This is a genomic window from Streptomyces albidoflavus (assembly GCF_000719955.1).
Taxonomy (GTDB): domain Bacteria; phylum Actinomycetota; class Actinomycetes; order Streptomycetales; family Streptomycetaceae; genus Streptomyces; species Streptomyces albidoflavus.
The window spans coordinates 1-17,897 of the sequence record NZ_JOII01000012.1 but is presented as its reverse complement, the minus strand read 5'-3'; the positions used below and the strand labels follow the sequence as shown (position 1 = coordinate 17,897).

Here is a 17,897-nt window from a genome sequence, read left to right as displayed (position 1 = left end):
GGGGGCCCCTCGTGGGCTCCCGCCACGTGTCGGCACTCCCGCCTCGGCGAGCGTCCTGTCAACGCGCGACCGCTTCCGCCCCGCCCACCACCTCGCACCCCTCCCGGCGAATCCGCTCCTCGCCCCAGGCCCCCAGCGCGCCCAGCGCCTCGTTGAGGGTGTGGCCGTGCTCGGTCAGGGAGTACTCGACGCGGGGTGGGACCTCGGCGTACACCTCGCGGTGGACGAGGGCGTCCTCCTCCATCTCCCGCAGGTGCTGGGTGAGCATCTTCTCGCTGACCCCCGGTACCCCGCGCCGCAGTTCGGCGAAACGGCGGACGCCGTGGGCGTGCAGCTCCCACAGGATGAGCGCCTTCCACTTCCCGCTCAGCACGTCGAACGCGGCGTCGATGCCGCACAGATACGGCCCGACACGCGGCGCCTTGGCTCTGGCCGCCATACCCCTGCTCCCCTCACGCACCAAAAGGTAAGTACCGCAGTAAATAGTGGGTACTTACGATCCTAGTCGCGCCCCCACAGCATGGAGCCGTGAACGCACACCAGGAGAACCCGCACCCCACCGCTCAACTTCCCACCCCTGTCACGGTGATCGGCCTCGGCCCGATGGGCCGGGCGATGGTCCGTACCCTTCTCGCGGCCGGCCACGAGGTCACCGTGTGGAACCGCACCGCCTCCCGCGCCGACGGCGTCGTCTCCGACGGGGCGAAGCGCGCGACGACCCCGCGCGAGGCGATCGAGGCGAGCCCACTGACCCTGCTCAGCCTCACCGACTACCCGGCGATGTACGACATCCTCACCGACGCCACAACCGCCCTCTCCGGCCGCACCCTGGTCAACCTCAGCTCCGACACCCCCGACCGCTCCCGGGAGGCCGCCACCTGGGCCGCCGGGCACGGCGCCGCCTTCCTCACCGGCGGCGTCATGAACCCGGCCCCGATGGTCGGCACGGACGAGGCGTACGTCTACTACAGCGGGGACGAGGACGTCCTGACACGCCACCGGGCCGCACTGGCGGTCATCGGCGCCCCCAAGTACCTCGGCACCGACCCCGGCCTCGCCCAGCTCATGTACCAGGCCCACCTCACCGTCTTCCTCACCGCCCTCTCCGGCCTGATGCACGCCACCGCCCTGCTCGGCACCGCCGGCATCACCGCCGAACAGGCCCTCCCCGAACTCTTCCTCACCGCCGACACCATCGGCGCCATGATGACCGCCGGCGAGGACCGCCCCGGCGCCGCCCTCGACGCCGGCGAACACCCCGGCGACCTCAGCACGGTCACGATGATGGGCGCGACGGCCGACCACATCCTGGAGACGAGCGCGACGCTCGGCCTGGACCTGGCCCTGCCGAGCACGATCCTCGGGCACTACCGGCGGGCGGTGGAGGACGGTCACGGGGGTGACAACTGGACGCGGATCATCGACGGGATGCGGGAGCCGCGGGTGGGGTGAAGGGGACCGCAGCGCGCTCATGTCCGGGCCGGAGGTACGGCGGGTGCCCGGCCGGGGCCACGGTGTACTGCCGTCACCGCAGGGCTCAGGAGGTGCTCCGCCGCCGGACCCCGACGGGCCCGTGGCGGAGCAACTCGGCCGGTGTCGCGTCGGCTTGCTCACGGAGGGCGTGCACGAGCGTCGTCGCGTGGGGCTGGTCGCGGCCGGCGAGCGTGGCGACGCCGATGTGGCGGACCGGGCCCGGGGGAACGATCGGGACGGTGCTCAGTCCCGGGATCTCGGGGGCCAGCGCGATCGACGGGATCAGGGAGATTCCCAGGCCCGCGGCGACGAGGGAACGGGCGAAGAAGTAGTCGGTGGTGGTCCCGCGGATCTCCGGGTCGAAGCCGGCCCGCTCGGCGTAGCGGCGCAGGTACGCCTCGGTCTTCAGACAGCCCAGCACCCAGGGTTCGGCCGCCAGGTCGGCGAGGTCGAGCGCGTCCTGGCGGGCCAGCCGGTGCCCCTGCGGCAGGACGACGTGCAGGGGGTCTTCGAGAAGCGGCGTCCACGTCAGGCTGGAGCGAGGGCCCGGTCCGGCGGGGAGCGGGCCGTCGAAGTGGTAGGCGAGGGCGAGGTCCACGGCGCCCTGGCGGACGAGGGGGAGAATCTCCTCGGGCTCGCCCTCCCTGATGTGGAGCACGGTGCGGGGGTGAGCGGCCATGAGCCGGGGCAGGGCGGCGGGCAGCAGGAGCCTGCCGCCGCTGGTGAAGGCGGCGACGGTGAGCTGGGTGCGGCCGGTGCTGAGGGTGGCGATCCGCTGTTGCGCGTGTTCGAGTTCGGCGGCGACGGATTCGGCGGCGCCGACCATGATCCGGCCCGCCGGAGTGAGCGTGACGCCCCGGGTGCTGCGTGCGACGACCTGGGTCCCGAGTCCGCGTTCCAGGGCCGCCACCTGCTGGGAGACGGCCGAGGGGGTGAGGTGGAGAGCCGTGGCTGCCTGATTGAAGCTGCCGTGTTCCGCCACCGCCCGCAGGACACGGAGCCGCTGCACATCGATCAACAGTTTTCCTTCATACCCGTCCAGCAAGTGAGGACTTCTGCTGGTGACGGTAGCTCCCCAAGATGGGGACATGTCAAAGATCTGCGTCATCGGCGGAAGCCGGTACTTCGGAAAGCTCCTGGTGGAACGTCTGCGTGACGCGGGCCACCAGGTCACGGTCGTCAACCGCGGCTCCACCGCGCCACCCGCCGGCGTCACCCGTCTCGTCGCCGACCGCGACGACGAGGCGGCCCTGACGGCCGCACTCGGCACCCGCACCTTCGACGTCGTGGTGGACCAGGTCTGCTACACCCCGGTGCAGGCCGCGATCGCCGCCCGCGCCTTCACCGGCCGCACCCGGCGCTACGCCATGACCTCCACCATCGAGGTCTACGACCCCGCGACCGCCGCCCTGCCGCCCGTACCCCCGTCGACCCCCGTACCGGAGGAGAGCGTGGACCCGGCCGGCTGGCGGGTGGCCATGGACCTCCCCTGGCACGACGACGCCTACCTGGACGCCCACTACGCCGAGGGCAAGCGGCAGGCCGAGGCCGTCTTCGCCCGCACCGCGGGCTTCGCCTTCGCCTCGGTGCGCAGCGCGCATGTTCTGGGCGGCGGCGCGCAGGAGTTCACCGGTCGGCTGGCGCACTACACCGGGCGCGTCAGCCGGGGCGAGGACATCGCGGTGCACGCCCCTGCGCTGCCCACGGTCTTCATCCACCACGAGGAACTGGCGGATCTGCTGTCCTGGGCAGCCACCGCGGATTTCACCGGCCCGGTCAACGCCTGCTCCGACGGTCCGCTCGACGTGCGCGGCCTCACCGGGATCGTCGCCGCACAGGCCGGCCGGAAGGCCGTCCACCGGATCGTCCCGGCGGGCGAGAAGGCTTCGCCGTTCTCCTTCGACCGTCACTACGCCATGAGCAACGCCCGCGCGAAGAAACTGGGCTTCGCCTTCTCCCGCACCACCGACTGGCTGCCCGGCGCCGTCGCCGCCGCTCTCGCCCTACCCGCCGCTCCCACCGACTGAGGAATCAGGCCGCCATGAAGTACCGCACCCTCGCGCACACCGCCGTCAGCGCCATCGGCCTGGGCGCCATGCCGCTGTCCATCGAGCACCGCCCGGACGAGGCGCGGGCGGTCGCCACCCTTCACGCCGCCCTCGACGCCGGGGTCACCCTCATCGACACCGCCGACAGCTATCACTGGCACGCCGCCGAGGCGGGCCACAACGAGCTGCTGATCGCCCGCGCGCTGGCCCGCTACGGGGCCGACACCTCCCATGTCCTGGTGGCCACCAAGGGCGGCCGCGGTCGCCCGGGCGACGGCAGCTGGACCGTCACCGCCACCCCCGACCACCTCAAGCGAGCGGCCGAGGCCTCCCTCGGGCGCCTGGGCGTCGACGCGATCGGCCTGTACCAACTGCACAAGCCGGACCCGGCCGTGCCCTGGGCGGACTCCGTCGGCGCGCTGCGCGAGCTGCTCGACGCCGGCACCGTCCGTGCCGTCGGCATCTCCAACGTCACCACCGACCAGATCCGCCAGGCCCATCAGATCCTGGGCGACGGACTCGTCTCGGTACAGAACCGCTACTCGCCCGCCGTCCGGGACAGCGAGCCCGAGCTGCGGCTGAGTGAACAGCTGGGACTGGCCTTCCTGCCCTGGAGCCCGCTCGGCGGCATCTCCCGCAGTTCCCTCGACGGCCCCTCCGGCCTGGCCCCCGCCGCCACCGCCTTCCACCGCATCGCCGCCGGACACGGCGTCAGCCCCCAGCGGCTCGCCCTGGCCTGGCTGCTCGCCCGTTCCCCGGCGATGATCCCGGTCCCGGGAGCGAGCCGCCCGTCCTCCATCACCGACTCCGCCAGAGCCGTGGAACTCACGCTGACCCCGCGCGAGCTGGCCGAACTCGGGGACGCGCTTCCGGGCTGAACCGGGCCACGGGGCCCTGCACCGGCTTCCGCAGCAACCGGCTGCGTGTGCGACCGGAGCACCACGCGTGCCCGTCGTGCGGACGTCACGCCACCCCGAACCCGTACTCCAGCTCGTACAGATGCCCCGCCTTGACCATCACCGTCGCCTCCACCGGCGTTCCGTCGGCGCTGAAGGCCACCCGGAGTGTCCGCAGTACCGGCAGACCGGTGGGCAGGCGGAGCAGCCGGTGTTCTTCCTGGGTCGGCACGCGGGCCGAGACGCGGTCGACGCAGCGCCGGGGTGGTACGCCCAGCTCCGCCAGGACGGCCGGGGCTCCGCCACGGATCTTGCGGCGTACGGTCAGAGCCGTCCCCCGGGCCAGCGTTGCCGGGTAGTACGAGGTGACCAGCTCCGCCGGTTCCTCGCCCAAGAGGAGAAGCTGACGCCGACGGACGGCCAGGTCCGGCTCGCCCGTCCCGAGGACCGCTCGTACGTCGGCCGGAGGCAGGCACTCGGCGACGTCCAGGAGTTCGCTCCGGGCCGGCGGGGCCTCGTCGTCCGTCTCCGCCAGCCAGCGGGACGGTGTACCGGAAGCTCCGGCGGCCAGGTAGGAAGACGGCCGGACCGTTCGCTGCCTGCGCGCCCTGACCGTCACCGAGGCACCGGCGCGGCCCACCACCAACTCCTCGCTCTTCAGGAGCTGCAACGCCTTCTGAATCGTGGCGTTCGACGCGTCGAAGCGCTTCTTGAGCTGTGCGGTCGAGGGCAGTGCCGACGCGGGCGCGAGGTCACCGCTCAGGATCTGTGCCCGCAAGTCAGCCGCGATCCGTTCATGCAGCGAACGCGGGTCCACGCCGTCGGCCCCACCTCGCGTCACGGCCGGTCACCCGCCCTGAACCGGTACCGAAGCCGCTGCCGCCTCGGCGCCATCGCCATCACGTCCAGCTGGATGGGGTGCCCCTCGGCGTCCTCGGTGAGCCGGACGAGCTGGAGCAGGGGTTCGGAGCCGGAGAGGGCGAGGGTGGCCGCCTCGTCCGGGGTGGGGAGGCGGGCCGTGACGTCCTCCTCGACCCAGGCGCCGACGTGGCCCAGCTCCGCGAGCAGGCGTATCGCTCCCCCGCGGATCTTGGCCGTTCCGGCGAGGGCGGTCCCCCGGGCGATCGACACGGGGTAGTAGGTGTCCGTCAGCTCGCAGGGCTCGTCGTCGGCGTACATGATGCGGCGGCGGGCGATCACCGGCTGGCTGGGCTCCAGTCCCAGCCGCCCGGCGACGAGTTCGGGCGCGGGAACCTCGCCCGCCTGGACGATGCGCTGTGTCCCGCGCCGCCCCTCTGCCCGAGCCTCGGCCGCCCACGCGTCACCCCCGGCGCCGCCTGCCGCGAGATACCGGGCGGAAGTACTGGCCCTCTCGGCGTCGCCCACGACCCACCGTCCTCTCGGCTCTTCCCGCGCAATCTACGGGACCACACAGTAGGTGACCGTTCCAGACAGCCCACCCTACCTTGCTGGAATTCGCGAAAAGCAGTACGGTCACCCAGCGTCGCTCAAGCCGTACGCAGAGCGATTTCTTCTGGGTTCCGTGTCCAAGGAGGACGGGCTTGAGTACGACAGCTTCCGCAGCCAGGGCCCGCGAATGGTCCGGAGAGTTCCGGCCGGACCGGAGGGCGGTGCGAGAGGCGAGAGCGGCCGCGAGAAGGCTGCTCCCCCGGCTCGGCTACCGGGGAGAGCTGGATGCTCCCGTACTGATCGTCTCGGAGCTGGTCACCAACGCCGTCGAGCACGGTTCATCACCGGAAGACACCGCACTTCTGCTGCGGCTGAGCGTCCACCCGTGCGGCGGATTGTCCGTCGAGGTGACTGACGAAGGAAGCCTCCCCGCCGCGCCACCCGCACCGCCTCCCCACCCGGAAGCCGAAAGCGGGCGCGGTCTGTTCCTCGTCAACGCGCTCGGAGCTCGTACGACCTGGGAACAGGTCGCAACGGGCAAGAAGATGTGCGCGTTCCTCCCTCTGGGCGGGACGGTGCCCCGATGAACGCCGCAGGCGCCTCGCACCGGTGGCCAGACCCGGATCTGTTCTGCATGAAGGCGCTGCACAGGCTGTCGGTCGCTGCGGACGCCGCCCTGGCAGGGCAGGGCCTCTCCACGCGTCAGGCCCGTCAGCTGACCGCCGGGCTGCGGGCCTTGTGCGTGAGCTACGACGAGGCAACCCATCCTGCCGTGGTGGCAGCGATACGCGCCGCGGGCAGGGCGCCCACCCCCGGACGTTCCCCCGTCCTCACCCTGGCCATGCATGCCCGCAGACTCCTGGACCTGACCTTCCGGCTACGCGCCGAGGGGCCACCCGCACACCCCGGTCCGCGACCGGAGTGAGAGCGGAGGGCGGCCCCACGCCCCCTACGACCCCAGAATCGACGTCAGGAACTCCCCCACCCACGACAGCAGCTCCCGCCCCACCACGGGCTTCCCCCCGATCTTCCCGGTCGTCGGGCGGGGGACCAGGATCTGGTGGGTGTTGGCCTTGATGACCGTGCGGGGGTAGAGGCGGTTGAGGCGGAGTTGCTGGGATTCCCGGAGTTCGACGGGGGCGAAGCGGACGTTGTTGCCCTGGAGGACGATTTCCGCGATGCCGCAGGAGCGGGCGAGCATGCGGAGGCCGGCGACGAGCAGGAGGTTCTCGACGGGCTCGGGGAGTTTGCCGTAGCGGTCGGTGAGTTCCTCGCGGACGGCGCGGATGTCGTCCTCGGTGGTGGCGGAGGCGATGGCGCGGTACGCCTGGAGGCGGAGGCGCTCGCCGGGGGCGTAGTCGTGCGGGACGTGGGCGTCGACGGGGAGTTCGATCTTGACCTCGGGGGCCGGTTCCTCCTCGACGCCGCCGTCGAGGGCGGCGCGGTAGTCGGCGACGGCCTCGCCGACCATGCGGACGTACAGGTCGAAGCCGACGCCGGCGATGTGGCCGGACTGCTCGCCGCCGAGGAGGTTGCCGGCGCCGCGGATCTCCAGGTCCTTCATGGCGACGTACATGCCGGCGCCCATCTCGGTGTGCTGGGCGATGGTGGCGAGGCGCTCGTGGGCGGTCTCGGTCAGGGGCTTCTCGGGCGGGTAGAGGAAGTAGGCGTACCCGCGTTCGCGGCCCCGGCCGACGCGGCCGCGGAGCTGGTGGAGCTGGGAGAGGCCGAAGTTGTCGCCGCGCTCGACGATGAGGGTGTTGGCGTTGGAGATGTCGATGCCGGACTCGACGATCGTGGTGGAGACGAGGACGTCGAACTTCTTCTCCCAGAAGTCCACGACGACCTGTTCCAGGGCCTGTTCGGACATCTTGCCGTGGGCGGTGGCGATCCGCGCCTCGGGGACGATCTCGCGCAGCCGGGCGGCGGCCTTGTCGATGGACTCGACGCGGTTGTGGATGTAGAAGACCTGGCCCTCGCGGAGGAGTTCGCGGCGGATGGCGGCGCCGATCTGCTTCGGGTCGTAGGGGCCGACGAAGGTGAGGACCGGGTGGCGCTCCTCGGGCGGGGTGGTGATCGTCGACATCTCGCGGATGCCGGTGACCGCCATCTCCAGGGTGCGCGGGATGGGGGTGGCGGACATGGTGAGGACGTCGACGTTGGCGCGGAGCTTCTTCAGCTGCTCCTTGTGCTCGACGCCGAACCGCTGCTCCTCGTCGACGATGACCAGGCCGAGGTCCTTGAACTTGGTCTCGGAGGAGAAGAGGCGGTGGGTGCCGATGACGATGTCGACGGAGCCGTCCCGCAGCCCCTCCAGGGTGGCCTTGGCCTCGGCGTCGGACTGGAAGCGGGAGAGGGCGCGGACGTTCACCGGGAACTGCGCGTACCGCTCGGAGAAGGTGCCGAAGTGCTGCTGGACCAGGAGGGTGGTGGGGACGAGGACGGCGACCTGCTTGCCGTCCTGGACGGCCTTGAAGGCGGCGCGGACCGCGATCTCGGTCTTGCCGTAACCGACGTCGCCGCAGATCAGGCGGTCCATCGGGACCGTCTTCTCCATGTCGTCCTTGACCTCGGCGATGGTGGAGAGCTGGTCGGGCGTCTCCATGTACGGGAAGGCGTCCTCCAGTTCGCGCTGCCAGGGGGTGTCCTGGCCGAAGGCGTGGCCGGGGGCGGCCATCCGGGCCGAGTAGAGCTTGATGAGGTCGGCGGCGATCTCCTTGACGGCCTTCTTGGCGCGCGCCTTGGTCTTGGTCCAGTCGGCGCCGCCGAGCCGGTGCAGGGTGGGCGCCTCGCCGCCGACGTACTTGGTGACCTGCTCCAGCTGGTCGGTGGGGATGTAGAGGCGGTCCCCGGGCTGGCCGCGCTTGGCGGGGGCGTACTCGACGAGGAGGTACTCGCGGGTGGCGCCCTGGACGGTGCGCTGGACCATCTCGATGTAGCGGCCGACGCCATGCTGCTCGTGGACGATGTAGTCGCCGGACTCGAGGGTGAGCGGGTCGATGGTCTTGCGGCGCCGGGTGGGCATCCGCTGGCCGTCCTTGCCGGCCGCCTTCTGGCCGGAGAGGTCGGTCTCGGTGAGGACGGCGAGCTTGAGGCGTTCGTCGGTGAAGCCGTGGTCGATGGCGCCGCAGGCGACGTGGACGACGGAGGGGCTGATCTCGCCGAGGTCGCCGTCGAGCCGGGCCGGGACGCCCTCGGAGCCCAGCACCTCGACAGTGCGGGCGGCGGGGCCGTGCGCCTCGGTGACGAAGACGGTCCGCCACCCCTCGCCGAGCCACCGCTTGGTGTCGGCCAGGGCGCGGGCGGTGTCGCCCCGGTACGTCTCGGGGGCGCGCATCCCCAGCTGCCAGGTGTCGCCGTCGTACGTCTCCTCGTCGGCGGCGAACGGCGAGACGGACCACCACATCATGCCCAGCTCGCGGGCGCGTTCGCGGACGTCGGCGATGCCCCACAGGGAGGCCGCGCCGACGTCGATGGGGGCGTGGCCGCCCTCGGCGGAGGCGGCCCAGGACGCCTGGAGGAATTCGAGGCTGGTGGCGACCAGGTCGGCGGCGCGGGTGCGGACCCGCTCGGGGTCGCAGACCAGGGCCATGGCGCCCTCGGGCAGCACGTCGAGGAGGAGTTCCATCTCGTCGACGAGGACGGGGGCCAGGGACTCCATCCCCTCGACGGCGACGCCCTCGGCGATCTTGCCGAGGAGTTCGCCCAGCTCGGGGTGGTCCACGGCGAGGGCGGCGGCCCGCTCGCGGACCTGGTCGGTGAGGAGGAGTTCGCGGCAGGGCGGGGCCCACAGGCCGTGCTCGGCGATCTCCAGGGAGCGCTGGTCGGCGACCTTGAAGTAGCGGATCTCCTCGACCTCGTCGCCCCAGAACTCGATGCGGACCGGGTAGTCCTCGGTCGGCGGGAAGACGTCGAGGATGCCGCCGCGCACGGCGAACTCGCCGCGCTTCTCGACCAGCTCCACCCGGGAGTACGCGGCGGCGGCCAGCGCCCGCACGACCTCCTCCAGGTCGGTGGTCCGCCCGGCCTTCAGCGCCACCGGCTCCAGGTCGCCGAGCCCCTTGACCTGCGGCTGGAGGACGGAGCGCACGGAGGCGACGACGACGGAGACCGGGCCGGTCTCGGGGTCGCCGGCGTCCGGGTGAGCGAGGCGGCGCAGCACGGCGAGGCGGCGGCCGACGGTGTCGGAGCGGGGCGAGAGCCGCTCGTGCGGCAGCGTCTCCCAGGAGGGGTACTCCACGACGCCGTCCGGCGGGAGCAGGGTGCGCAGGGCGGCCGCCAGGTCCTCGGCCTCGCGGCCGGTGGCGGTGACGGCGAGCACGGTACGGCCCGTCTCGCGGGCGAGGGCGGCGACGGTGAAGGGCCGGGCGGCGGGCGGGCCGACCAGGTCGGCGGTGAGGAGGTGCCCGTCCCCGGCCGCCTTCAGCGCCTGGGTCAGCGCCGGGTCCTCGGTCACCGCGTCGAGCAGTCCGTGCAGGCTCATGAAGGGAAGTCCGTCCTCGTTCGTGCTCGTCGTGGTCGTCGTCCACCGCGTGCCCGGCGCTGCCCGGGCGCCGGGGCGCCCGGGCGGGGCGGAGTCGTCACGCCGACGGGGAACACGCGAGTGCCCGACACGTCCAACGGGCCGGGGGTCTCCAGCGTACGACGTGCGGCCGGTGGACGCGTCCGGCACGGTCCGTCGCGTCCCGCTCGCGCTGGGTCGCCGCGGCGCGTGCCGTACGGACGGAAGGCGTCCGGGGTTCACGCGGAACCGGGCACGGTTGGCTCACTCTTCGCACACAATTCGCACCGGCCCCATCCCGGCGTGGGGCGCGAACGCTTACTCTGTGCCGAAAAAACCTCGACCGTCGCGGCACGTGCCCGGACAATCTCCGGACCGTGCCGTCGGCCCATGACGCAGCCGGGGGCAGAGCGTGGGTGACAACGAGATGGCCGTCTTCGGGCTCTCCTCGACCGAGGAGGAGCTCTACCGGCATTTCCTGCGCAATCCGGGGACCTCCGCCGACGACGTGCACCTGCTGCTGCGCACCGCCGACCGGGCCGACAAGGACGCGGCCCGCGCGCTGGACCGCCTGCGCGAGCTGGGCCTGCTGCTGCCCACCGGGCCGGACGGCCGGGTGGTCCCGGCCGACCCGGAACAGGCCGTGTCCCGCCTCACCGACCGGCGGCTGCACGAGCTGCACCAGGATCTGCGGCGGGTGACCCGCTCCCGGCACGTGGTGGACGGGCTGCGGGCCGAGCAGGGGGCGCGGACCGCCACCCCGCAGGGCATCGAGCAGATCGAGGGGCTGGCGGCGATCCGTGGCCGCATCGAGGACCTGGCCTTCTTCGCCCGCGAGGAGATCCTCTCTGTGGAGCCCTACACGCGGCTCTCCCCGGAGAACATCACCCGCTCCCGCCCGCTGGACCTGCGCTGCCTGGCCCGCGGCGTCACCATCCGCAACGTCGTCCGGCACTCGGCCCTCGCCGACCCGCCGACCGCCGCCTACCTGCGGGAGCTGGCCACCGCCGGGGCCCACATCCGGGTCGCCGACGAGGGCGAGGCGGGCGAGCGCCTCCTCGTCTACGACCGCCGGACCGTGCTGGTCCCCCTCGACCCCCGCGACACCGCACGCGGCGCCCTGCTGGCCCACAAGAGCGGCCTGGTCGCCAACATCATCGCCCTCTTCGAGAAGATCTGGGCCCAGGCCGCCCCCCTGGACGAGGCCGCGGGACAGCACGGCGAGAGCCCCCTGAGCGAGATGGAGCGCCGGGTGCTCCTGGCGATGTGCACGGTCGGCAAGGACGAGGCGGGCGCCCGCGAACTGGGGGTCTCGGTGCGTACCTACCGGCGGCACGTCGCCGACCTGATGCAGCTGCTCGGGGCGGCGAGCCGGGCGCAGGCGGCCCTGCTGGCGCGCGAGCGGGGGTGGGTCTGAGTCAGGGGCGCGGGTCGAGCGGGGTGAGGACGCCGAGCCGGTCCTCGATCGCCTGGGCCGCCGCCAGGCACAGGTCCTCCCGGAAGGCGCGCCCGACCAGCTGCACCCCGCTCGGGAGCCCGTCCACCAGGCCCGTGGGGACCGCCACGCCGGGTACGCCGGCGAAGCTGGTCGCGGTGCACAGCCGCATCCCCGAGCCGACCCGCTCGCGGCCCGCCCGGTCCCGGGACTCCAGCCCCGGTTCGACCGGCGGCTCGGTGAAGACGGGGCCGAGCAGCAGCGGGTACGCGTCGAGGAACTCGGCCCAGGCGCGGCGGACGCCGAGCCAGGTGCCCGTCAGCGCCGTCAGTTCGGCGGCGGTCGCGGGCGGGGTCTGCTCCATCGCCGCGGCGATGTAGCGGTCGCCGCCGGGGCCGAGCAGGGTGCGCACCACCGGCCAGGAGGGCGCGAACTCGGTGACGGTGATGCGGCCGTACGCCTCCAGGGCCTCGTCGAGACGGGGCACGTCCGGCACCTCGCACAGCTCGTACCCGGCGTCGCGGAGTGCGTCGGCCGCCCGCGCGACGGCCTGGCGGACCGAGGGGTGGACGCCGTGCCCGCCGGGGTCGGCCACCACCGCGACCTTGAGCGGGCCGGGGAGGCGTTCCCCGTACGCGGGGACCGGTACGGCGCGCGGGTCCCGGGGGTCGGTGCCGGCCAGCACCTCGTAGGCGAGCCGGAGATCGGCCACGCTGCGGGCCAGCGGGCCGTCGGTGACCAGGAGTTGGGAGGCGAGGCCGGGGTCGTCCGGGCCGAGGACGCGGTGGTCGGCGGGGAAGCGGCCGGTGGACGGCTTGAGTCCGGCGACGCCGCAGAACTGCGCCGGGATGCGCACCGACCCGCCGGAGTCGTTGCCGAGCCCGAGCGGGGCCATGCCGGTGGCGACGGCCACGGCGTCGCCGCCGCTGGAGCCGCCGGGGGTGCGGGCGGGGTCCCACGGGTTGACCGTGTCGCCGAACAGCTCGCTGCGGGTGTGCATCCCCGCCAGGATCATGGTCGGGATGTTGCTGTGCCCGACGGGGATCGCCCCGGCGGCCCGCAGCCGGGCCACGGGCAGCGCGTCGGCGCGGGCCACCAGGTCGCGGAAGCGCTCGGCGCCGAAGGTGGTGGGGACGCCTTCGACGGGGGTGCTCTCCTTCACGGTGAAGGGCACTCCGGCCAGCGGCCCCAGTTCCTCCCCCGCCGCCCGTCTGCGGTCCAGCCGGGCCGCCTCCTCGCGGGCGCGGTCCGCCCAGAGCTGGGTGACCGCGTTCACCCGCGGGTTGACCGCCTCGATGCGGGCGAGGTGGCTGTCGGTCAGTTCGGCGGCCGAGACCTGCCCGCCGCGCACGGCCGCGGCCTGGTCCGCGGCCGTCATCCTCCACAGGGCGTCGTCCTGCATGGTTCTCCGTTCCGGGGCGCACTCCGATGTACCGATGCGCTCGCATCGGAACGCCACGGTAACCCCTGAACCGATACGCCCGCATCGAATAAGCTGCGGGCGAGCCGAGTGCGGTACGAGCGGTACGAGCGGTACGACGAGAGGGACGGGCATGCCCAAGCAGGTGGATCACGCGGAACGGCGGCGCCTCATCGCCGGGGCCGTCTGCCGGCTCGCCGACGAGCACGGGCTGGAAGGGGTGACCCTGCGCGACGTGGCGGCCCGTGCCGGGGTGTCGATGGGGGCGGTGCAGCGGTGCTTCCGCACCAAGGAGGAGATGCTCGCCTTCACGCTCGGGCAGATCGGCGAGCGGGTCACCGGGCGCGTACGGGCCCGCCTCGCCGGGAGCCCGGCCCAGTCGGCCCGCACCGCGCTGGGCCACGCCGCAGAGGAGACCGCCCTGCTGCGCGCGGAGGACCGGGCCGAGGCCCGGGTCTGGCTCGCCTTCGTCGCGCAGGCCGCCGTCAGCCCGGCGCTGGCGCGGACCCTGCGGGCCGACTACGCCCGGCTCCAGGAGGCGTTCACCGGGCTGGCCCGGGAGGCCCTGGAGGACGCCGGGCACCCCGCGCCGCCCGATCCGCGCCGCGCCGCCCGCACCCTGCTGGCCCTCGCGGACGGCCTCACCACACACGTCCTCGTCGGCCACCTCACCCCGGAGGAGGCGTACGAGGTGCTCCACGCGCATCTGGCCGGGCTCTGGGAGGCGCCGCCCGGCTCAGCGGAGTGACGCCCCCTGCCCCGCCATCCCCCACCCGCACAGCGCCGGGTCGGCCAGGGCGCGGGCCAGGGCCGGCCCCGGCTCGGCGGGCGCGGGGCGGACCCGCAGGCGGAGCTGGTCGGTGCCCGCGTCCGGGTGGCAGCACCAGTCGGGCGGCAACAGCGCGAGCAGGCGGATGACGGTGATCTGGCCGGGCGGGGCGGCCGGGTCGGCGCGGTGGAGGGTGACGTCGAGGTGGGCGGGGAGCCGGGGGGTCATGGGGCGGCCTCCGGGTGGGGCGGGACCGCTCCCACGGTGGGCGGGCCGGCCGCGAGGAGGTGGCGGGCGGCGGCGGTGAGCGCGGTGATGCCGGTGGGCAGGGCCTGGCGGAGGTCGGGGGCGAAGTCCGGGGCGTGGTTGGCGGGGACGGTGCGGCCCTCCGCGGCGGCGGCCCGCCAGGTGGCGGCGGGGGTGGTGCCGAGCATCCAGTAGGCGAGCGGGACGTGGGTGCCGTCGGGGAGGGCGGTGAGGTGGGTGAGGTCCTCGGTGGCCGGGGACGGGGCGGCGGCCAGGACACGGCCCGCGCCGAGGTGTTCGGCGTGGACGGTGCGCAGGGCGGCGGTGAGGGCGGGGTCCGGGGTGAGGACGGGTGAGCGGGCGGTGAGGGTCAGTTCGGGCGGCCGGGGTGCGGCGGCGGCCTGGCTCTCGGCGTCCAGGACGCGGCGTACCGCCTCGTGGAGCCGGTCCAGGGCGGGTTCGGTGAAGGCGCGCAGGCCCAGCGAGAGGGTGGCCCGGTCGGGGATGACGTTGGCGCGGGTCCCGGCGTGCAGGGTGCCGACGGTGAGGACGGCGCCTTCGGCGGGGGCGCTCTCGCGGGCGGTGAGGGTGTGCAGCCTCAGGACGGCGGAGGCGGCCATCAGGAGCGGGTCGGCGGCGAGGTGCGGGGTGGCGGCGTGGCCGCCGCGGCCGTGCAGGACGGCGTCCAGGGTGCGGCTGCCGGCCATCAGCGGGCCGCCGGTGGCGTGGGCGACGGTGCCGGCGGGGAGCGGGGCGGCGTGCTGGGCGAGGACGGCGTCGGGACGGCCGAACCGGTCGTACAGCCCGTCGTCGGCGAGCGCGCGGGCGCCGGTCAGTGTCTCCTCGGCGGACTGGCCGAGGACGAGCAGGCGGCCCCGCCAGCCGGCGCGGGTGGCGGCGAGGCGGGCGGCGGCGCCGAGGGCGGCGGCGGCGTGCAGGTCGTGGCCGCAGGCGTGCATGGCGCCGGGGACGGTGGAGGCGTAGGGCAGGCCGGTGGCCTCGGTGACGGGGAGGGCGTCGAGTTCGGTGCGGATGAGGACGGTGGGGCCGGGGCCGTTGCGGAGTTCGGCGAGGAAGGAGGGGGTACCGGCGAGGCCGCGGTGGACGGTGAGGCCGAGGGCGGTGAGGCGGTCGGCGAGCAGGGCGGCGGTGGCGTGTTCGGCGCCGGAGAGTTCGGGGGCGCGGTGCAGGGCGAGGTACAGCTCGACGGCGGCCCTCACCTCGGCGCGGGGCGGCTGGGTCTCGGGGGCGGCCACGGGCGTCACCTCTTCGTCCTCAGGTACGGGGCCGTCCGGGCAGCGTGCGGCGCGGCCGTGTCAGGGGCGTCTCGTTCCGCTGTCAGGCCACTGTCAGCCGGTGACAGCGGGGTGGCGGCGGATCTGACAGCGGGTGGGGCTGGGATGGCGGCAGCAGGTGAGTTCCGCCGGAGCGGCCGGTGGACCCCTGGGACCGCAGGGAGTACGCGATGACCCCCAAGACCGAGCTGGCCACCCTCGCCGACGAGATCCTGGAGCTGGAGTCGGAGACCTTCGAGATCTCGGACTACTCGGACGCGGCCGAGGTCGTGCTCGCCGGTTCGACGTCCTGCTCCTCGACGTCGACCTGCTCCAGCACCACCAGCACCACCTCCTGCTCGGCCTGATCCGGCCGATCGCGCGTACGGCCCCTGTCCCGGCGGCGTCCACCGCCGGGTCAGGGGCCCTCGTGTGTCCCGGGCCCGGACCGTCACGGGAAGGGGTGCGGGGCGAGGTGGACGGCGTCGGCGGGCAGGTCGTCGGGGCGGCGTCCGGCGGTGCGCAGCCCGGTGCGCAGGCGGTCCATGGTCAGGGCGCGCTGGCGGGTCCAGCCGAAGTCGATGGGGAGCAGGCCGGGGACGGCGGTGGCGACGGTACTGAGTCCCGCGCGGGCCTGTTCGGGGGTGGTCTGGTCGACGGCGATCACGTCGTGGCCCGCGTCGGCGAGGGCGCCGGTGAGCAGGGCCAGGTCGTCGCGGAGGTCGCCGGTGCGGGGGCGGACGGCGTCCCAGTCGGCGAAGACCTCGGCGAGCGGGAGGCGGTCCAGGGGGTCGAGGAAGGGCTCGGCGTGGTGCGCCATCTCGGGCAGGCCGTAGAGCTGGGCGTGGTCCTTGAGTTCCCGTACGAGGGTGAAGTCGGCGGCCATGGCGGTGAGTTCGGCGCGCCGTTCGGTGACCTGGTAGGGCAGGTGCGGGATGTAGGTGAGGACCTCGGAGAGGGCGGAGGCGACGGTCTCGGCGGGGTCGAACCCGGCGGCGGCGGCGAAGGCGAGGGTGCCGGGGCCCCCGTCGCGGCGGACGGCGAGGGCGGTGACGACGGGGACGGGCGGGCCCATCCGGGTGTCGTAGACGTGGATGTCGTAGCCGTGCAGGGCGGCCCGGCCGGTCATGGCGCGGACCTCGGGGTCGGTGAGGGTGGCGAGGTCGATCTCGGTGAGCCGGGCGCGGCCGTACCAGGCGAGCAGGAACGCGTCACGTTCCACGCGTTCGAGAAGGCCGAAAAGGATCGCCTCGGCGAGCCCGGAGCCGGTGGCGCAGCCGTTGGAGCACTCGAAGACGAAGTTGTCGGCGTCGACGCCCGCGCTGTAGTGGGCGAGCCGGGCGGGGACGAGGACGGGCCGCTCGTCGCGCAGCGAGTGGCCCCGGACCCAGGGGATCTCGCGGTCCGGGTCGAAGGGGCTGAGCAGGGGGTCGTTCGCGTACGTCTCGGGGGCGTAGACCCCGCAGGTGCGCGGGTCGAGGGCGTCGGCGGCGAGCTGGTGGTAGCTGCCGAGGACGGGGGTGGTGCCGCGCCGGCGGTGGGTGCCGGCGTACCGCTCCAGGCCCTCCAGGAAGGCGAGGCGGCGGCTGGTGGCGGTGCGGTTGGCCTGGCCGGACCAGGTGACGTCGGTGAGTCCGGCGTAGCCGCGCACGAAGTGGGTGCCGGCGACGGGGGCGGTGGTGGTGGAGGCCGGGTTGATCCAGGTGTCGGAGCCGAGGGCGCCGCAGACCGGGTTGGCGAGGGCGGCGACGGGCAGTGCGTAGGCGCCGAGGGGGCGTACGCGGTAGGTGCCGGGGTCGGGCTTGGGGGCCGGCTCCAGGGTGAGGCGGGCGGTGCCGGCGGTCTCCGGGCGCGGGGTGACGCAGGCCGGGCAGAGCGGGTCGGGCAGCAGGGGGAAGGTGGCGGTGGCGAGGGTGACCAGGTCGGTGCGGGTGACCCGGGGCAGGGTCCGGTCGGCGGGCTCCTCGGCCTCCGGGGCCGTCCGGCCCGGCCGGTGCACCGCCCGGTACGCGGCCCAGACGGCGTCCACGGCCCAGTCGGTGACCACCGGCCAGCCGGTGGCGCCGTGCGGGACGTGCCGACGCTCCAGCGCCTCCCGTTCGGTGCGGCCCCGCAGCCGCTGCCACCGCATGGCCAGGCACTGGCCGCAGGCGCCGGCGGTCTCGGGCCCCGCGCCCTCGGGCAGCCACGGCCCGGTGAGGACGGCGCGGGAGGTGAGGTGGACGGTGGCGGCCGGGCGCGCGGCGGCGTACGGGTCCGGGGCGCCGGTGCCGAGGGTGTCGGCGGCGCCGAGCGGGACCACGGACGGGGCCGGGAGCAGGGCGCGTTCGGCCTCGGGGAGGGCGGCGTGGCGGGCGGTCAGGGCGGCCTGGAGCTGGTCGCGGGCGGCGTCCAGGGGGCGGGGCGCGGCGGGTGGCGCGGGGGC

General features: G+C 74.1%; 16 protein-coding genes. 7 read left to right on the top strand and 9 right to left on the bottom strand.

The window, feature by feature from the left end:
- Positions 1-58 precede the first annotated feature (58 nt).
- Positions 59-439: a winged helix-turn-helix transcriptional regulator gene (locus IF45_RS0115155; protein WP_030307895.1), complete on the bottom strand. Its 381-nt coding sequence runs from the start codon at positions 437-439 to the stop codon at positions 59-61.
- A gap of 89 nt (positions 440-528) precedes the next feature.
- Between IF45_RS0115155 and IF45_RS0115150 the strand changes: the two genes are divergently transcribed.
- The gene (locus IF45_RS0115150) at positions 529-1,452 is read left to right on the top strand and encodes an NAD(P)-dependent oxidoreductase (RefSeq protein ID WP_030307893.1); all 924 of its coding nucleotides are present in this window, start codon (positions 529-531) and stop codon (positions 1,450-1,452) included.
- Positions 1,453-1,537: 85 nt separating this feature from the next.
- Here IF45_RS0115150 and IF45_RS0115145 read toward each other — a convergent pair whose 3' ends face one another.
- Positions 1,538-2,491 carry a LysR family transcriptional regulator gene (locus tag IF45_RS0115145; RefSeq protein ID WP_051720697.1) on the bottom strand — a complete coding sequence of 318 codons (954 nt, stop codon included), beginning with the start codon at positions 2,489-2,491 and terminating at the stop codon, positions 1,538-1,540.
- Between the two features lie 70 nt (positions 2,492-2,561).
- On the opposite strand from IF45_RS0115145, the gene IF45_RS0115140 reads away from it, so the two are divergent.
- Positions 2,562-3,500: an NAD-dependent epimerase/dehydratase family protein gene (locus IF45_RS0115140; RefSeq protein ID WP_030307890.1), complete on the top strand. Its 939-nt coding sequence runs from the start codon at positions 2,562-2,564 to the stop codon at positions 3,498-3,500.
- A 14-nt stretch (positions 3,501-3,514) separates the two neighbouring features.
- Positions 3,515-4,399, top strand: coding sequence for an aldo/keto reductase (locus IF45_RS0115135; protein WP_030307888.1), 885 nt, complete (start codon positions 3,515-3,517; stop codon positions 4,397-4,399).
- A gap of 85 nt (positions 4,400-4,484) precedes the next feature.
- Here IF45_RS0115135 and IF45_RS0115130 read toward each other — a convergent pair whose 3' ends face one another.
- Both IF45_RS0115130 and IF45_RS0115125 read right to left on the bottom strand, forming a co-directional pair.
- Positions 4,485-5,234 carry a GntR family transcriptional regulator gene (locus IF45_RS0115130; protein ID WP_030307887.1) on the bottom strand — a complete coding sequence of 250 codons (750 nt, stop codon included), beginning with the start codon at positions 5,232-5,234 and terminating at the stop codon, positions 4,485-4,487.
- A gap of 20 nt (positions 5,235-5,254) precedes the next feature.
- Positions 5,255-5,803 (bottom strand): GntR family transcriptional regulator, encoded by a 549-nt coding sequence (locus IF45_RS0115125; protein ID WP_008410251.1) that lies wholly within the window; start codon positions 5,801-5,803, stop codon positions 5,255-5,257.
- A gap of 80 nt (positions 5,804-5,883) precedes the next feature.
- Here IF45_RS0115125 and IF45_RS32380 point away from each other — a divergent pair, with 80 nt between their 5' ends.
- On the top strand, positions 5,884-6,414 hold the full coding sequence (locus IF45_RS32380) for an ATP-binding protein (protein ID WP_308114397.1): 531 nt from the start codon (positions 5,884-5,886) through the stop codon (positions 6,412-6,414).
- 362 nt (positions 6,415-6,776) lie between these two features.
- Here the strand turns inward: IF45_RS32380 and mfd are convergent, their stop codons facing one another.
- Positions 6,777-10,310, bottom strand: a complete 3,534-nt coding sequence (gene mfd, locus IF45_RS0115115) for a transcription-repair coupling factor (protein ID WP_030307885.1) — start codon at positions 10,308-10,310, stop codon at positions 6,777-6,779.
- A gap of 430 nt (positions 10,311-10,740) precedes the next feature.
- On the opposite strand from mfd, the gene IF45_RS0115110 reads away from it, so the two are divergent.
- On the top strand, positions 10,741-11,745 hold the full coding sequence (locus IF45_RS0115110) for a LuxR C-terminal-related transcriptional regulator (protein ID WP_242534289.1): 1,005 nt from the start codon (positions 10,741-10,743) through the stop codon (positions 11,743-11,745).
- Position 11,746: 1 nt separating this feature from the next.
- Here IF45_RS0115110 and IF45_RS0115105 read toward each other — a convergent pair whose 3' ends face one another.
- The gene (locus tag IF45_RS0115105) at positions 11,747-13,165 is read right to left on the bottom strand and encodes an amidase (protein ID WP_030307882.1); all 1,419 of its coding nucleotides are present in this window, start codon (positions 13,163-13,165) and stop codon (positions 11,747-11,749) included.
- Positions 13,166-13,316: 151 nt separating this feature from the next.
- Here IF45_RS0115105 and IF45_RS0115100 point away from each other — a divergent pair, with 151 nt between their 5' ends.
- On the top strand, positions 13,317-13,931 hold the full coding sequence (locus IF45_RS0115100) for a TetR/AcrR family transcriptional regulator (RefSeq protein WP_003950328.1): 615 nt from the start codon (positions 13,317-13,319) through the stop codon (positions 13,929-13,931).
- Here the strand turns inward: IF45_RS0115100 and IF45_RS0115095 are convergent.
- Positions 13,920-14,180, bottom strand: a complete 261-nt coding sequence (locus tag IF45_RS0115095; protein ID WP_010642996.1) for a hypothetical protein — start codon at positions 14,178-14,180, stop codon at positions 13,920-13,922. The genes IF45_RS0115100 and IF45_RS0115095 overlap by 12 nt on opposite strands.
- Positions 14,177-15,463, bottom strand: a complete 1,287-nt coding sequence (locus IF45_RS0115090; RefSeq protein WP_030307879.1) for an amidohydrolase — start codon at positions 15,461-15,463, stop codon at positions 14,177-14,179. Before IF45_RS0115090 ends, IF45_RS0115095 begins: the two co-directional genes overlap by 4 nt.
- 200 nt (positions 15,464-15,663) lie before the next feature.
- On the opposite strand from IF45_RS0115090, the gene IF45_RS0115085 reads away from it, so the two are divergent.
- A complete protein-coding gene (locus IF45_RS0115085) occupies positions 15,664-15,840 on the top strand; it encodes a thiazolylpeptide-type bacteriocin (protein WP_026048345.1) in 177 nt (58 codons plus the stop codon).
- An 83-nt stretch (positions 15,841-15,923) separates the two neighbouring features.
- On the opposite strand, the gene IF45_RS0115080 is transcribed toward IF45_RS0115085, so the two are convergent.
- Positions 15,924-17,897: TOMM precursor leader peptide-binding protein (locus tag IF45_RS0115080; protein WP_030307878.1), on the bottom strand; the 1,974-nt coding region annotated here is incomplete at its 5' end.

Bases quoted from the DNA above. Each gene is read 5' to 3' on its own strand.
- IF45_RS0115155 (WP_030307895.1), bottom strand. From the start codon at position 439: ATGGCGGCCAGAGCCAAGGCGCCGCGTGTCGGGCCGTATCTGTGCGGC.
- IF45_RS0115085 (WP_026048345.1), top strand. From the start codon at position 15,664: ATGACCCCCAAGACCGAGCTGGCCACCCTCGCCGACGAGATCCTGGAG.
- mfd (WP_030307885.1), bottom strand. From the start codon at position 10,310: ATGAGCCTGCACGGACTGCTCGACGCGGTGACCGAGGACCCGGCGCTG.
- IF45_RS0115135 (WP_030307888.1), top strand. From the start codon at position 3,515: ATGAAGTACCGCACCCTCGCGCACACCGCCGTCAGCGCCATCGGCCTG.
- IF45_RS0115140 (WP_030307890.1), top strand. From the start codon at position 2,562: ATGTCAAAGATCTGCGTCATCGGCGGAAGCCGGTACTTCGGAAAGCTC.
- IF45_RS0115095 (WP_010642996.1), bottom strand. From the start codon at position 14,180: ATGACCCCCCGGCTCCCCGCCCACCTCGACGTCACCCTCCACCGCGCC.
- IF45_RS0115105 (WP_030307882.1), bottom strand. From the start codon at position 13,165: ATGCAGGACGACGCCCTGTGGAGGATGACGGCCGCGGACCAGGCCGCG.
- IF45_RS0115100 (WP_003950328.1), top strand. From the start codon at position 13,317: ATGCCCAAGCAGGTGGATCACGCGGAACGGCGGCGCCTCATCGCCGGG.